The organism is Prescottella equi, from assembly GCF_002094305.1.
GTDB classification, from domain to species: Bacteria; Actinomycetota; Actinomycetes; order Mycobacteriales; family Mycobacteriaceae; genus Prescottella; species Prescottella equi.
The window spans coordinates 88,896-102,406 of record NZ_LWTX01000007.1 but is presented as its reverse complement, the minus strand read 5'-3'; the positions used below and the strand labels follow the sequence as shown (position 1 = coordinate 102,406).

The following is a 13,511-nucleotide window of genomic DNA, read 5'->3' as shown; positions in this document are numbered from 1 at the left end:
CGTCACTGCCGGTACATCGCCACCCGCACGACGTCCGCGGGATCGACCAGATGATCGTGACCGTCCTCTCCGGCCTCGATCTGCACCCAGTCGATCCGGCCGGTGAACGCGTTGTCGCCCGTCGGATACTCCGGCGTGACGGTGGACAGACTGTCTCGGCCGACATCGGAGAACTCGTAGCCGAAACCGATCGGCTCGGTCCGCTCGACACGACCCTCCGCGACGGCGGTGCCGTCGACGAAGAGTGTCACGGTGCCGCCCTTGCCGAGTCCGCCGCCGTCGTACGCGAACTCGCTGCGCACCTGGTGCAGCCCCACGCCGACCGTGTCGGGAGCTCGGATGTAGCTGCGCTCGATCCCGAACAGGTTGTAACAGAACGTAGGTCGGCCGTCCCTGAAGTAGAACGACCAGCCGCCAGCGTGCCCGCCGAGGTTGAGGATCACACCGCGGGCACCGCCGTCGGGGACGTCGACCTGCGCGGTGAGCGACCAGGATCGGTTGCGGCAGTTCACGATGTGCATCTCGAGCAGCGCCTGCATCCCGGGCAGCAGCACCTGCCGATTGCCGGGTACGAGCCGCGGTTTGCCCGACAGCCCGGGCAGCACGCGCTCGAAGGTGCGGTCGTCCAGCGGCAGCACGTTGTACCGGGTCGCCTCGATCAGGAACAGCCGCTGCAGCTCGCGCAGCCGCTCGGGGTACTCCTTCGCGAGGTCACGCGCCTGGGTCCAGTCGGCGGCGCCGTCGTACAGCTCCCACACGTCGTCGTCGAACGCGATGCCTGGGCCGCCGGGAATCTGCCACGGCGTCCGGTGCTTGGTGACCGCCGACCAGCCCCGGTGGTAGATCCCACGGTTGCCGAGCATCTCGAAGTACTGCGTCACGTGCCGCTCGGGCGCCGCCGCGTCGTGAAAGCTGTATGCCATGTCGACACCCTCGAGCGGGTGCTGCCGGACGCCGTTCACCGTCGTCGGCGCCGGGATCCCGGCGGCCGCGAGGACTGTCGGGGCGACGTCGACGACGTGGTGGAACTGGTTGCGCACCTCGCCGCGCGCTGCGAATCCGCGCGGCCAGTGCACCACCGTGCCGTTGCGGGTCCCGCCCCAGTGTGAGGCGACCTGCTTGGTCCACTGGTACGGGGTGTCCATCGCGTGCGCCCAGCCCACCGCGTAGTGCGGGGACGAGTCGGGGCCGCCGAGCTTGTCCAGCGCACCCAGCAGGAACTCGGGCGTCTCGATGCCCGCCATCCCGTTGAGGCTGATCAGTTCGTTGGACGTGCCCTGGAGCGTGCCCTCGGCCGACGCGCCGTTGTCGCCGATGATGTAGAACACCAGCGTGTCGTCCAGGGCCCCGATCCGGTCGATCTCCTCGACCACGCGACCGACCTGGTGGTCGGTGTGCTCGAGGAACCCCGCGTAGTTCTCCATCTGCCGCCGCAGGACCGGAAGCAACCTCTCGTCCATCTCGTCCCAGGCGGGAATCGCGTCGTGCCGACGGGTGAGTTCGGCATCCGCGGGCACGACGCCGAGTTCCTTCTGCCGCGCGAAGATCCGCTCCCGAAGCACGTCCCAACCGTCGTCGAACCGTCCCCGGTACCGTTGGGCCCACTGCTGCGGAACGTGGTGCGGAGCGTGTGTGGCGCCGGGGGCGAAGTACAGGAAGAACGGCTTGTCGGGTGTGAGGACCTTCTGCTGCCGCACCCACGCGATCGCCTTGTCGGCCAGGTCCTCGGTGAGGTGGTAGCCCTCTTCCGGGGTGCCCCACGGCTCCACCCGGCCGGTGCCCTCGTGCAGGGTGGGATACCACTGGTCGGTCTCGCCGCCGAGGAAGCCGTAGAAGTACTCGAAGCCGTTACCCGGTGACGGCCAGCGGTCGAACGGCCCCACCGGGCTGGTCTCCCAGATCGGGACCTCGTGGCACTTGCCGACGTGCGCGGTGGCGTAACCGTTGAGTTTGAGGATCTCGGCGAGCGGCGCGCACGTGTCCGGCCGGACGGAGGTGTAGCCGGGCGCGGCGGTCGCCATCTCGGTGATGCTGCCCATTCCCACCGTGTGATGGTTCCGCCCGGTGAGCAGGGCCGCCCGCGTCGGTGAGCACAGTGCGGTCGTATGGAACCGGGTGTACTTCAGGCCGTCGTCGGCGAGGCGCTGCGCGGTCGGCGTCTGAGCCGGCCCGCCGAACGCACTCGACGCCCCGAAACCCACGTCGTCGAGTAACACGATCAGCACGTTCGGTGACCCGTCCGGCGGACGCAGCGGGCGCAGCGGGGTGAATCGCGAGTCCGGGTCCTTCGCGTCGTACAGCACGGTGCCGGCATGCGTCCGGTCCGGAATCGGCAGGATCTGCCGGCCGAAGTCACCGGATTCGCGGTTTCCGCTCGCTGCGCCCACCGGGACGACCCTTCTGACGATCGACGTGCCGTCGGTGCCCCCTCCCTCGACGGTACGGTCCGCTCGTCGTGCTTCGCAGCGGAATCCCAGCCTTCGGTTCCGTGGACGGGGGTAGCCTCGAAATTGCGTCGGTCGGTGGGATCGGGCGCCTGTCCGATCCGTGGTCGGTGCCGCCGTCGGCGCCCGAAATGACTGTCCGGCATCGAATTCCGAGATCGCAGCGACGGCAGGGACGGGGCTGACGGGACATGGACGAACTGGCGGAGTGGGACATCGTGACCGGTGTCGGGATCACGGCACTGGGGGTGGCGGCAGGCCGGGCGATGGAGACGAATCGGGACGGGGGTCTCGTCTCCGATCCGTACGCGGCGGCATTCGTCGAAGCCGCGGCGCCACCGGCCCCGATGCCGACGCGGCTCGAGGATGCCGACGGCCGTGAAATGCCGTGGCGGTCGATGGCCGACTACATGGGGGTGCGCTCGCGCTACTTCGACGACTACTTCGGTGCGGCCGGTCGGGCGGGCATCGGCCAGATGGTCCTGCTCGCCGCGGGCCTGGACGTCCGCGCCTACCGTCTGGACTGGCCGGACGGCACCACGATCTACGAACTGGACGCTCCGAAAGTGCTGTCCTTCAAGGACGACGTCCTGGCCGCCGAGGATGCGCGTGTGCGCGCCGACCGGCGGGTGGTGGCGGTCGATCTGCGTGAGGACTGGCCGCAAGCACTGCAGGAGAAGGGTTTCGATCGCGCGCAGCCGTCGGCGTGGCTGGCGGAGGGATTGCTGCCGTTCCTTCCCAACGCCGCGAAGGAGCGGCTCTGCCGGTCGGTGACCGAGTTGTCCGCGCCCGGGAGCCGATTCGAGGTGGAGCACATCGACGACGTCCGCGCCATGATGCAGGAGGAGTCGGCGCAGCGTGCGCGCGACCTGTTCGGTGTCGACATCGAATCGCTGTGGCCCGACGACGGACCGTTCGATCCCGCGGCATGGTTGACCGAGCACGGATGGGATGTCGAGGCCGAGCGCTCGGCGGACGTCGCCGAACGGTTCGGCCGGCCGCTCGAGAGCCCGAACGGGGACCCGTCGCGTTCGAGTCTGTTCATCACCGCCGTTCGCCTCTGACGGTCGAGCGTCGGATGCGGGCCGCGGACCGCCGCATCGTAGGCTTGTCTCGAACGCATTCAGGGATTCAGGGACTTCGGGCGGAGCGTGTACGTGACTTCAGCAGCACCCATCAGGGTCGGTGTTCTCGGTGCCAAGGGCAAGGTGGGCCGCGCGATGTGCGAGGCCGTCGAGCAGGCCGACGACCTCGAACTGGTGGCCGGTGTCGACCAGGGTGAGCGCATCGAGCACTTCGTCGATCAGCGCACGCAGGTGGTCATCGACTTCACTCATCCCGACGTGGTCATGGACAACCTGCAGTTCCTGATCGCCAACGGCATCCACGCCGTCGTCGGCACCACCGGCTTCGACGACGCCCGCCTCGCGCAGGTGCAGGCATGGCTCGACGACAACCCGGGTGTCGGGGTGCTGATCGCCCCGAACTTCGCGATCGGTGCGGTGCTGTCGATGCGCTTCGCGGCCGCCGCGGCCCGCTTCTTCGACTCGGTCGAGGTGATCGAACTGCACCACCCGAACAAGGCTGACGCGCCGTCGGGTACCGCGTACCGGACAGCCGCGCTCATCGCCGAGGCACGCGAGAAGGCCGGCCGCGGGCCGAGCCCCGATGCCACCACCACCGAACTCGAAGGCGCACGTGGCGCCGACGTCAACGGCGTGCGCGTCCACTCGATCCGCCTCGCCGGGCTCGTCGCCCACCAGGAGGTGCTGCTTGGCACGCAGGGCGAGACGCTCACCATCCGGCACGACTCGATCGACCGGAACTCCTTCGCCCCCGGCGTGCTGCTGGGAGTGCGGGAGATCGGCAAGCGCCCGGGCCTCACCGTCGGCATCGACCCCCTGCTGGACCTGTGAAGAACCAGTCGACGCGGGTCGTCGTCGCGATCGCGGCGATCGTCGTCGCGCTCGCGTTCTACTTCGTGCTGCTCGGCCAGCGCGGCATCGCGCTGATCCAGGACGGTCGCGCCGTGCCGGTCGTGTTGGGCATCGCCGTGCTGGTGCTGCCGTTCCTCGGTGTGTGGATGGTCGTCGCGACCATCCGATCGGGACTGGCGCACCAGCACCTCGCCCGCCGCATGCACGACGAGGGCCTCGAACTCGACGTCGACGACCTGCCGCGACGCCCGTCCGGCCGCATCGAGCGGGACGCCGCCGACGAGCTGTTCGCTCAGGTCAAACAGGAGTGGGAAGCCGATCCCGACAACTGGCGCAACTCCTACCGGCTGGCGCGGGCGTACGACTACGCGGGCGACCGTGGCCGGGCACGCGAGACCATGCGGCGCGCCGTCGCGCTCGAGAAGCACGAGCGGGAGAGCTGACCCATGGCTGACGGGTCCCCGGGCAAGACACTGCTGGTCGTGCACCACACGTCCTCCCCGGCGACCCGGGAGCTGCTCGAGGCAGTGCTGGCCGGCGCCCACGACCCCGAGATCACCGGTGTGACGGTCCGGTCCGTCCCGGCGCTGCACGCGACGGCCGTCGACGTCCTCGCCGCCGACGGCTACGTGTTCGGGACGTCCGCGAACTTCGGCTACATGTCGGGGGCGCTCAAGCACTTCTTCGACACCGTCTACTACCCGTGCCTCGACGCGGTCGCCGGACGTCCGTTCGGGCTGTGGGTGCACGGCAACAACGACACCGCGGGCGCGGTGAAATCGGTCCAGAAGATCGTCACCGGCCTGGAGTTGGTGCAGGCGGCCGGGATCGTCGAGATCACCGGTCCGATCGACGCGGCCGTGCGCGAGAGCTGCTACGAACTCGGTGCCACCGTCGCGGTCACCGTGGCCGGCGACCTCTGAGATCAGTTCATCGGGACGGTGTTCGGATCCGACCGGTCCGGCGGACCCGCCTGGAACGGCGGGGGATCGTCTACGTCGAAGACGTCCGGCAGCGTGGCGCAGGTCGCGCCCGGCTCGGGAAACGTGTTGCGGTTCAAGCGGAGCGCGTCCACGAAGTGATCGATCCGCGCATCGGTCGGCCCGTCGACCACCAGCTGGTGTCCCCAGGACTGGAGCGAGACCGGAACGGACAGACCGGGATACGGCGACATCATCAGATACGGGCGGCCGTCGACGCGATCGACCAGCTGGTCGAGTGCAGCTCCGGTGACCAGCGCCGGGTCGTAGGTGATCCACACCGCGCCGTGCTCGAGTGAATGCACGGCGTTCTCGCTGCGGATCGGCCGGTCGTACACCGTGCCCGTGCACGCCGCCCACACCGCGTCGTGCGGGCCGCCGAACGGGGGAGTGCGGTCGTAAGCCACCCGCTGATCCGCCCCGACATGCAGCCCCACCGGGTACTCGACGACCGTGATGCCCTCTATCCCGAGCGACGGATCGGGATTGTCGGCCGTCGGCGCGAACGGATTCGCGACCGCGGCACCTTCGACGGTGTGGCCGCAGCCGGCGGCGACGAGAACGAACGCGCTTGCCGCCGCGACCCGGAGGGTAGCCCGCACGGGGGTCGGTCCTACTTGCCGTCGACGAACTTGGTGAGGCCCTGGCTCGCTGTCTCGAGGGCCATCTTCTGGGCCTTCTTCAGCAGGAACCCCGGCAACGGGATCTTGGGATCGACGGTGAGCGCGAACTTCACGAGTGTGCCGTCGCCCTTCGGGGTGAGCGTGTAGGAACCGTCCTGGCTGTTCTGCTGCGTGCTCTCGACCAGGGTCCAGGACATGCCGGTGTCGCCGTCCCACGAGTAGTCGACGACCTGCTCGTCGTTGATGCCCATGATGGACACGGTCATCCGGACGCGGCAGGGCCGCCCGTCCGCATGCGTGCTCTCGACGATGACCTTCTTGTGAGCGGACGACCATTCGGGCAGACGGTCGACGGCGGCGATCGCTGCCATCACATCGGCCGGCGCGGCCTCGACCTGGAATTCCTTTGCCCCGGAAACAGCCATGCTCTCCACTCCTCAACGCTGTGAAAACAGTGAACGACGAGACGCAATTAGACCATTACCGGCGCCGCGATTCCGGCAGGTGGCGTCGAAGAGAGGTGCTGTCGTCACCGATCGCCGTCGGAGCGGCTCCGGCGCATCTGATCGCGCAGCGCTCCCTGAACGGCCTGGGACACCCAGGAATTGAGCGACATTCCGTCCTGCAGGGCGGCCTCCTCGGCGCGCGACTTGATCTGATCGACCAGGCGCAGGGTGACGCGACTGATGTCGCCGGTGACGTCCTCGAGCGTGCGGTACGCATCCGAAGAGTCCCGGGGGTCCCGGTCGTCGCCCGAGCGTTCGGAGGTTCCGGTGGAATGGCCGGGCCGACGACGGGCCGACTCGACGGTGGCCTCGGTGCCGTCGAAACGCACGTGGAGTGTCCGGTCGCCCATTTCCTCCGATGCCTCCCGGGCGAGGTCGGACAGCGCGGACACCAGCATCAGCTGCGCCGAACGTTCCACCGCCGCCGCGAGTGCCGAGGCAATCTTCTGTGTCTGTTCGTCCCCGAGTGCAGCGGCGGCGGTGAGGTCGTCGCGCAGGCGGGCCGTGTACTCGGTGAGATCCATGACGTCAGCATGACGCCAGTGTGACGTCATTTCAAGGCCGACCTGACGTCACGAGGTTTCGGGGTGGCTCAGGGCAGGATCGAGTCGACGTAACCGCCGTCGACGCGCACGGCGCCGCCGGTCGTGGCGGACGCGAAGGGCGAGGCGAGATAGACCACCATGTTGGCGATCTCCTCGGGTTCGATCAGACGCTGCAGCAGCGACTGGGGCCGGTACTCGACCATGAACCGGTGCTGGGCCTCGTCCCAGGGCAACTCGTCGCCCACGAGTTCGCGCACGAACTGTTCGACTCCGCCGGTGTGCGTCGGTCCGGCGATGACGGAGTTGACCGTGACACCGCTGCCGGCGGCGGCCTTGGCGAATCCACGGCTCACCGCGAGCAGAGAGGTCTTCGTCATGCCGTAGTGGATCATCTCGGCGGGAACGGCCACCGCCGAATCGCTGGCGAGGTTGAGGACCCGTCCCCAGCCGCGGTCCGTCATCCCGGGCAGGTAGGCGCGGATGAGCCGGACGGCGGAGAGCACGTTGACCTCGAAGTAGCGGCGCCACTCCTCGTCGTCGATCTCCAACGGGGCAGCGGACCCGAAGATGCCGAGGTTGTTGACGAGGATGTCGACGGCGGGCTCGGCATCGACGACTGCGGCGGCGCCGTCCGCGGTCGCCAGGTCGCCCACCGCTCCGACGACGGCTTCGCTACCGGACTCCGCGCGCGCCGTGCGGACCGCTGCATCGACTCGTTCCTCACTGCGGCCGTTGAGGACGACGCGCGCACCCGCGCGGGCGAGACCGGTCGCGATGGCATAGCCGATGCCCTGGGTGGAACCGGTGACCAGAGCCGTGCGATCGGACAGGTCGATCAGCATGCGAATTCCCCTCGCCGAAGTTGTGGACCGCGGGGTGGGGCTCGTCCCAGTCCCGGCGGCCCGAGGAACATCGTCCCAGATTGCGGGTGCGGGGGTCGGGTGTTGTGTCGCCGCGCCGCTCGCGACGTGCACGGCATAGGGTCGGGCAAAGGTGAAGGACGATCCCCGGAGGATGTGCAGTGCCCAACGCGGTGCCCCTGAAGGTTCAACTCGTCGCGAAGACGGAGTTCTTCCCGCCCTCGGACATCCCGTGGGAAACCGACGCCCACGGCGGTGAGGCACTCGCGGAGTTCGCGGGGCGGGCGTGCTACCAGAGTTGGTCCAAGCCGAACCCGCGCACCGCGACCAATGCCGGGTATCTGCGCCACCTGCTCGAGGTCGGCCACCTGTCCGTCCTCGAACACGGCAGCGTCAGCTTCTATATCAGCGGCATCTCCCGATCGTGCACGCACGAGCTGATCCGGCACCGGCACTTCTCCTATTCGCAGCTGTCGCAGCGCTTCGTTCGCGAGAACGACGCCAACGTCGTGATTCCGCCCGCGATCGCCGGCGACGCCCGGCTCGAGGCTCTGTTCGCGAAGGCGACCGAGGCCAGCCGCGGCGCGTATGCCGAACTGCTCGAAGCGCTCGAGGAGAAGCTCGCCGACGAGCCCAACGGTCCCGTCCGCAACAAGCAGGCGCGGCAGGCGGCGCGTTCGGTGCTTCCGAATGCCACCGAGACCCGCGTGGTGGTCACCGGCAACTACCGGGCCTGGCGACATTTCGTCGAGATGCGGGCCACCGAGCACGCCGACGTCGAGATCCGGCACGTCGCGATCGAGTGCCTGCGGCAACTGCAGGTGGCGGCGCCGAATGTGTTCGGCGACTTCGAAATCCTCACATTGCCCGACGGTTCCGAGGTGGCGACGAGCGAGTTCGCAGCGGTCGTCTGAGTTGTCGGGTCGTCCGCGGTGCCGTCGCGTTCAAGTCTGCGAGCGAGACCGGGTAGCCTTCTGACCATGACCTACGGTGATTCAGCTGCTTCCGTCGAGCGTCCGTTCGGCACCGTCCTCACGGCAATGGTGACCCCGTTCACCAAGGACGGAAAGCTGGACGTAGACGCCGGCGTGCGGCTGGCCGCCCATCTCGTCGACAACGGTTGCGACGGACTCGTGCTCGCCGGCACCACCGGCGAATCGCCCACCACCACCGAGGACGAGAAGCTGGAACTGCTGCGCGCGGTCATCGCGGCCGTGGGCGATCGGGCCAAGATCGTCGCCGGTGCAGGCAGCAACGACACCGCCCACAGCGTCGAACTCGCGCGCGATGCGGCTCGGGCGGGCGCCCACGGTCTGCTCGTCGTGACGCCGTACTACTCGCGTCCGCCGCAGGCAGGTCTGTACGCACACTTCACGGCCGTCGCAGATGCCACCGATCTGCCGGTCATGCTCTACGACATTCCGCCCCGCTCCGTGGTCCCGATCGAGACCGAGACCATTCGCCGTCTCGCCGATCACCCACGAATCCTCGCGGTCAAGGACGCCAAGGGCGATCTCAACGCGGGCGCCGAGCTGATCGGGACCACCGATCTCGACTTCTTCTCGGGCGACGACCCGCTCAATCTCCCGTGGCTCTCGGTGGGTGCCGTCGGCTTCGTCAGCGTCATCGGTCACCTCGTCCCGCAGCGCCTGCGCGCGCTGCACACCGCCTTCATGCAGGGCGATCTCGCCAAGGCGCGCGAGATCAACCTCAGCCTCGTTCCGGTGAACCGGTCCGTGGCCCGGCTGGGTGGCGTCAGCGCGTCTAAGGCAGGGCTGCGGCTGATGGGCCTCGACGTCGGGGATCCACGTCTGCCACAGGTCGCCCCCACGACCGAACAGATCGACATCCTGGCGGCAGATCTGGCCGCGGCGGGGGTGCTGGCATGACCCGTCCCGCACGTCGCCGCAGCGCCTCTCGTCAGGCCGGACCGCCCGCCACCGCCGCCGAGCGCGCCCAGCAGGCGGAGAAGGTCGCCGATCCCGTGGCCGCCGCCGCGCCGGCGCAGCGGGCCCAGGCCCCCAAGCAGGAGCAGGCTCCGGCCGCGAAGTCGTCCGGACGCCGCTCGGGATCGCGGAAGCCGTCGCGCGGCAAGGCCGCCCCGGTCCCCGTCGCCGCCGACCCCACCGACCGGCTCGGACCGCCGCCGAAGGCGCCGAAGAACGGGCTGCGCGTGGTTGCGCTCGGTGGCATCGGCGAAATCGGCCGGAACATGACCGTTTTCGAGCATCAGGGCAAGCTCCTGATCGTCGACTGCGGCGTGCTGTTCCCCGAGGACCAGCAGCCCGGCGTCGACCTGATCCTCCCGGACTTCCGGTACATCGAGGACCGGATGGACGACGTCGAGGCGATCATCCTCACACACGGGCACGAGGACCACATCGGCGCGGTGCCGTTCCTGCTGCGCCTGCGGCAGGACATCCCGATCGTCGGCGCGAAGTTCACGCTGGCGCTCGTCGCCGCGAAGTGCCGCGAGCACCGTCTGCGCCCCAACCTCGTCGAGGTGGTCGAGGGCGACAAGACGACGCACGGTCCGTTCGAGTGCGAGTATTTCGCCGTCAACCACTCGATCCCCGACGCGATCGCCGTCGCGATCCGCACGTCGGCCGGCGTGGTGCTGCACACCGGCGACATCAAGCTCGACCAGCTGCCGCTCGACGGCCGCCTCACCGACCTCGCCGGTTTCTCCCGGCTCGGTGACGAGGGCGTCGACCTGTTCCTCGTCGACTCCACCAACGCCGAGGTGCCGGGTTTCGTCACCCCCGAGCGTGAGATCGGCGGTGTGCTCGACAACGTCATCGGCAAGGCCACCCAGCGGGTGATCGTCGCGTCGTTCGCGAGTCATGTGCACCGCATCCAGCAGGTCGTCGACGTCGCCAAGCGGTACAACCGCCGGGTCGCGTTCGTGGGCCGCTCGATGGTCCGCAACATGCAGATCGCGCAGGACCTCGGCTACCTGTCGGTGCCGGACGGCCTCGTCGTCGACATCGACACCGCCGCGAACCTGCCCGACGACAAGCTCGTGCTGATCTCCACCGGTTCGCAGGGCGAGCCGCTCTCCGCCCTGTCGCGCATGGCGCGTGGCGAACACCGCCAGATCAACATCCGCGCCAACGACCTCGTCGTGCTCGCGTCGTCGCTGATCCCCGGCAACGAGAACTCGGTGTTCGCGGTCGTCAACGGTCTCGCCAAGCGCGGCGCTACCGTCGTCACGCAGCAGAACGCCAAGGTGCACGTCTCCGGGCACGCGTCCGCCGGTGAGCTGCTGTACCTGTACAACGCGGTCCGGCCCACCAACGCGATGCCGGTGCACGGCGAATGGCGCCACCTGCGCGCCAACGCGGCGTTGGCCGAGGCCACCGGCGTGCCGAAGGACCGGATCGTCCTCGCCGAGGACGGTGTCGTCGTGGACATGGTCGACGGTCTCGCCGAGATCGTCGGACGCGTTCCCGTCGGCCACGTCTACGTCGACGGCAACTCGGTCGGCGACGTCGGCCACTCGACGCTGTCGGACCGGCTCATCCTGGGCGAGGGCGGGTTCATCTCGATCTCCGTCGCCATCGACAACGAGACCGGCCGCGCCGTCAGCGAACCCGAGGTCAGTGGCCGCGGCTTCTCCGACGACCCGCAGGCCCTGTCCGAGGCGGCACGCCTCGTCGACAAGGTCCTCGGTGACCTCGCCGCCGAGGGCATCAACGACACCCACCGGATCGCACAGGCCGTGCGCCGGGTCGTGGGACGCTGGGTGGCCGAGAAGTACCGTCGTCGGCCGATGATCGTCCCGACCGTCATCGGGGTGCCCTGACCCGATTCGACGTGGTCGCGCGCGGCGGGTGAGGAGGTCGCCTCGTCATGGTCGAGCGGAAGCCGCTGCGCGCGACCTTCGAATCGTGGGTCGAGACCCAGATTCGCGGCGCCTACGAGCGCGGCGAGTTCGAGAACCTCGAGGGCGCGGGCAAGCCCATCCCCGCTCGCGACGGCGACGACTGGTGGGTGCGGGGATACCTCGATCGCGAAGGGCTGTCTGCCGACGACCTGCTGCCCGAACCTCTGCGGCTGCGCAAGGACATCGAACGGCTGGGCGACGTGGTGCGCGGCGCCCGCACCGAGCGTGAGGTGCGCGACGAGGTCGCCGGGCTGAACCGTCGGATCGCGGCGTGGCTGCGCAACCCGTCGGGGCCGCAGGTCCCGATTCGGCGTGTGGACGCCGACGAGGTCGTCGAGCGCTGGCGCATCGAGCGGTCCACGGCGCCTCCCGTCGAGGTGGAAAGGATCGACGAGGAGCAACGTCGGATTCGGCGCGCGCAGGCGAGCGCTGCGCTCGCCGCGGCCGGCTACGCGGAGGTCCGTCGGGGACAGGTGCGTGTCGATCGGCCGCGACGGATAACGATCCGCCGACTGTGGCCGTTCGGGCGTCGCCGGAAAGCGGATCGCGGCTGAGGCATCAAGCCTCGAGTTTGCCGTAGTCGACGGTGTACCACCGCTGGGGGCGCATCCGGATCACGACTGCGCGATCGTTGAACGAGTCCGCGATGAACTTCTCGGCCTCCTCCTCCGGAAGGTAGCGGCGCACGAGTGGCCGAATGTCGTCCGGGGTGACCTCGTCCTGGAACGTCGCCGGGCCCTCGACGCTCACGTACCGATAGGGCGGGTCTTCCTGCTGCGCGCACAGGCTGAACCGCCCGCTCGCGCGAATGAGTTTCTCCTTCACCGTCCCGCGCTCGGTCCACACCACGACGTCGCCGCCGGGCGCGTAGTGATACCAGATGGGTACCGCCAGCGGTGCCCGGCCGTCACGGTCGGCGGCGATCACCCCGACGTGGAGATCGGCGAGGAACTCCTCGCGTTCGTGAGCGGACATGGTGGTCTTGGACATTCGTCGCTCCTCACAGTCTGCGTCGCCGAGAGTGTGCTCACCTTCCACGCTAGAGGCCGGGACCGACAACCTCGCGCGTTCGGGTGGCGATCCGGTTACGGTGAGATGTGCCCTACGCCCGTGACGAACGCCACGCCCTCGTCGAGTCGATGCGCGCCGTCGGCCCCGACGCCCCCACTCTGTGCGGTGACTGGACCGCCCGCGACCTCGCCGCGCATCTCGTGCTGCGCGAGCGCCGACTCGACGCGGCGCCGGGAATCATGGTCTCGGCACTCGAGGGCTACACCGAGCGCGTTCAGCGGAGCATCGCGGCCCGGGAGTGGAACGCGCTTCTCGGCGACGTGGAGTCCGGTCCGCCGATCTGGTCGCCGTTCCACTGGGTCGACGAGCAGGCCAACCTCGCGGAGATGTTCGTCCATCACGAGGACGTCCGCCGAGCGCACGACGACTGGTCGGTCCGCACGTTGCCCGCCGGAATGCAGGACAAACTGTGGAAGCTCACGACGGGAATCGGCCGCCGCAGTTACCGACACTCGCCGGTCGGCGTCGTCCTCGAGCGGCCGGGCGGCGACCGCGTCGGCGTCCGGAAGGCCGGCGACCGGACGGTCACGCTGCGCGGCGAGCCGGCCGAACTGCTGCTGCACGCATTCGGTCGTGATCAGGTGCGGGTGGAGTTCGTAGGCTCGGCCGAGGACGTGGCCGCCGTCACCGGACTCGACCGCAGTTTGTGACGCCCGGGA

General features: G+C 69.1%; 15 protein-coding genes. 9 read left to right on the top strand and 6 right to left on the bottom strand.

What is annotated here, in order from left to right:
• Positions 1–2 precede the first annotated feature (2 nt).
• The gene (locus A6I89_RS17470; RefSeq protein WP_022595484.1) at positions 3–2,387 is read right to left on the bottom strand and encodes an arylsulfatase; all 2,385 of its coding nucleotides are present in this window, start codon (positions 2,385–2,387) and stop codon (positions 3–5) included.
• Between the two features lie 248 nt (positions 2,388–2,635).
• On the opposite strand from A6I89_RS17470, the gene A6I89_RS17465 reads away from it, so the two are divergent.
• The 4 genes from A6I89_RS17465 to A6I89_RS17450 all read left to right on the top strand — a co-directional run bounded on the left by A6I89_RS17465 (position 2,636) and on the right by A6I89_RS17450 (position 5,304).
• Positions 2,636–3,508, top strand: a complete 873-nt coding sequence (locus A6I89_RS17465) for an SAM-dependent methyltransferase (RefSeq protein ID WP_005513766.1) — start codon at positions 2,636–2,638, stop codon at positions 3,506–3,508.
• 93 nt (positions 3,509–3,601) lie between these two features.
• Complete coding sequence (gene dapB / locus A6I89_RS17460; protein WP_005513761.1) at positions 3,602–4,360, top strand: 4-hydroxy-tetrahydrodipicolinate reductase; 759 nt, start codon at positions 3,602–3,604, stop codon at positions 4,358–4,360.
• A complete protein-coding gene (locus A6I89_RS17455) occupies positions 4,357–4,824 on the top strand; it encodes a hypothetical protein (protein WP_005513760.1) in 468 nt (155 codons plus the stop codon). The genes dapB and A6I89_RS17455 overlap by 4 nt, the downstream gene beginning before the upstream one ends.
• 3 nt (positions 4,825–4,827) lie before the next feature.
• Positions 4,828–5,304, top strand: coding sequence for a flavodoxin family protein (locus A6I89_RS17450; RefSeq protein ID WP_005513759.1), 477 nt, complete (start codon positions 4,828–4,830; stop codon positions 5,302–5,304).
• Positions 5,305–5,306: 2 nt separating this feature from the next.
• On the opposite strand, the gene A6I89_RS17445 is transcribed toward A6I89_RS17450, so the two are convergent.
• The 4 genes from A6I89_RS17445 to A6I89_RS17430 all read right to left on the bottom strand — a co-directional run bounded on the left by A6I89_RS17445 (position 5,307) and on the right by A6I89_RS17430 (position 7,877).
• Positions 5,307–5,963: a DUF3105 domain-containing protein gene (locus tag A6I89_RS17445; protein ID WP_005513758.1), complete on the bottom strand. Its 657-nt coding sequence runs from the start codon at positions 5,961–5,963 to the stop codon at positions 5,307–5,309.
• An 11-nt stretch (positions 5,964–5,974) separates the two neighbouring features.
• Positions 5,975–6,409 (bottom strand): SRPBCC family protein, encoded by a 435-nt coding sequence (locus tag A6I89_RS17440; protein ID WP_013415764.1) that lies wholly within the window; start codon positions 6,407–6,409, stop codon positions 5,975–5,977.
• A 104-nt stretch (positions 6,410–6,513) separates the two neighbouring features.
• Positions 6,514–7,014, bottom strand: a complete 501-nt coding sequence (locus tag A6I89_RS17435) for a hypothetical protein (protein ID WP_005513756.1) — start codon at positions 7,012–7,014, stop codon at positions 6,514–6,516.
• A 68-nt stretch (positions 7,015–7,082) separates the two neighbouring features.
• The gene (locus A6I89_RS17430; RefSeq protein ID WP_022595488.1) at positions 7,083–7,877 is read right to left on the bottom strand and encodes an SDR family NAD(P)-dependent oxidoreductase; all 795 of its coding nucleotides are present in this window, start codon (positions 7,875–7,877) and stop codon (positions 7,083–7,085) included.
• A 179-nt stretch (positions 7,878–8,056) separates the two neighbouring features.
• On the opposite strand from A6I89_RS17430, the gene thyX reads away from it, so the two are divergent.
• The 4 genes from thyX to A6I89_RS17410 all read left to right on the top strand — a co-directional run bounded on the left by thyX (position 8,057) and on the right by A6I89_RS17410 (position 12,335).
• The gene (thyX, locus tag A6I89_RS17425) at positions 8,057–8,809 is read left to right on the top strand and encodes an FAD-dependent thymidylate synthase (RefSeq protein ID WP_022595490.1); all 753 of its coding nucleotides are present in this window, start codon (positions 8,057–8,059) and stop codon (positions 8,807–8,809) included.
• A gap of 66 nt (positions 8,810–8,875) precedes the next feature.
• Positions 8,876–9,784 (top strand): 4-hydroxy-tetrahydrodipicolinate synthase, encoded by a 909-nt coding sequence (gene dapA / locus A6I89_RS17420; RefSeq protein WP_022595492.1) that lies wholly within the window; start codon positions 8,876–8,878, stop codon positions 9,782–9,784.
• Complete coding sequence (locus A6I89_RS17415; RefSeq protein WP_022595494.1) at positions 9,781–11,700, top strand: ribonuclease J; 1,920 nt, start codon at positions 9,781–9,783, stop codon at positions 11,698–11,700. The genes dapA and A6I89_RS17415 overlap by 4 nt, the downstream gene beginning before the upstream one ends.
• A 47-nt stretch (positions 11,701–11,747) precedes the next feature.
• Entirely contained in the window at positions 11,748–12,335 is a 588-nt protein-coding gene (locus A6I89_RS17410; RefSeq protein ID WP_022595496.1) for a DnaJ family domain-containing protein, read from the top strand.
• A 4-nt stretch (positions 12,336–12,339) separates the two neighbouring features.
• Here A6I89_RS17410 and A6I89_RS17405 read toward each other — a convergent pair whose 3' ends face one another.
• Positions 12,340–12,771 (bottom strand): pyridoxamine 5'-phosphate oxidase family protein, encoded by a 432-nt coding sequence (locus A6I89_RS17405; protein ID WP_005513750.1) that lies wholly within the window; start codon positions 12,769–12,771, stop codon positions 12,340–12,342.
• 107 nt (positions 12,772–12,878) lie between these two features.
• On the opposite strand from A6I89_RS17405, the gene A6I89_RS17400 reads away from it, so the two are divergent.
• The gene (locus A6I89_RS17400) at positions 12,879–13,502 is read left to right on the top strand and encodes a TIGR03085 family metal-binding protein (RefSeq protein WP_022595498.1); all 624 of its coding nucleotides are present in this window, start codon (positions 12,879–12,881) and stop codon (positions 13,500–13,502) included.
• The last annotated feature ends 9 nt before the right edge of the window (positions 13,503–13,511 follow it).

What these genes read in the sequence shown, in the direction of transcription:
- A6I89_RS17440 (WP_013415764.1), bottom strand. Translation starts at nt 6,409, where the DNA reads ATGGCTGTTTCCGGGGCAAAGGAATTCCAGGTCGAGGCCGCGCCGGCC.
- A6I89_RS17435 (WP_005513756.1), bottom strand. Translation starts at nt 7,014, where the DNA reads ATGGATCTCACCGAGTACACGGCCCGCCTGCGCGACGACCTCACCGCC.
- A6I89_RS17430 (WP_022595488.1), bottom strand. Translation starts at nt 7,877, where the DNA reads ATGCTGATCGACCTGTCCGATCGCACGGCTCTGGTCACCGGTTCCACC.
- A6I89_RS17405 (WP_005513750.1), bottom strand. Translation starts at nt 12,771, where the DNA reads ATGTCCAAGACCACCATGTCCGCTCACGAACGCGAGGAGTTCCTCGCC.
- A6I89_RS17410 (WP_022595496.1), top strand. Translation starts at nt 11,748, where the DNA reads ATGGTCGAGCGGAAGCCGCTGCGCGCGACCTTCGAATCGTGGGTCGAG.
- dapA (WP_022595492.1), top strand. Translation starts at nt 8,876, where the DNA reads ATGACCTACGGTGATTCAGCTGCTTCCGTCGAGCGTCCGTTCGGCACC.
- A6I89_RS17450 (WP_005513759.1), top strand. Translation starts at nt 4,828, where the DNA reads ATGGCTGACGGGTCCCCGGGCAAGACACTGCTGGTCGTGCACCACACG.
- A6I89_RS17465 (WP_005513766.1), top strand. Translation starts at nt 2,636, where the DNA reads ATGGACGAACTGGCGGAGTGGGACATCGTGACCGGTGTCGGGATCACG.
- A6I89_RS17415 (WP_022595494.1), top strand. Translation starts at nt 9,781, where the DNA reads ATGACCCGTCCCGCACGTCGCCGCAGCGCCTCTCGTCAGGCCGGACCG.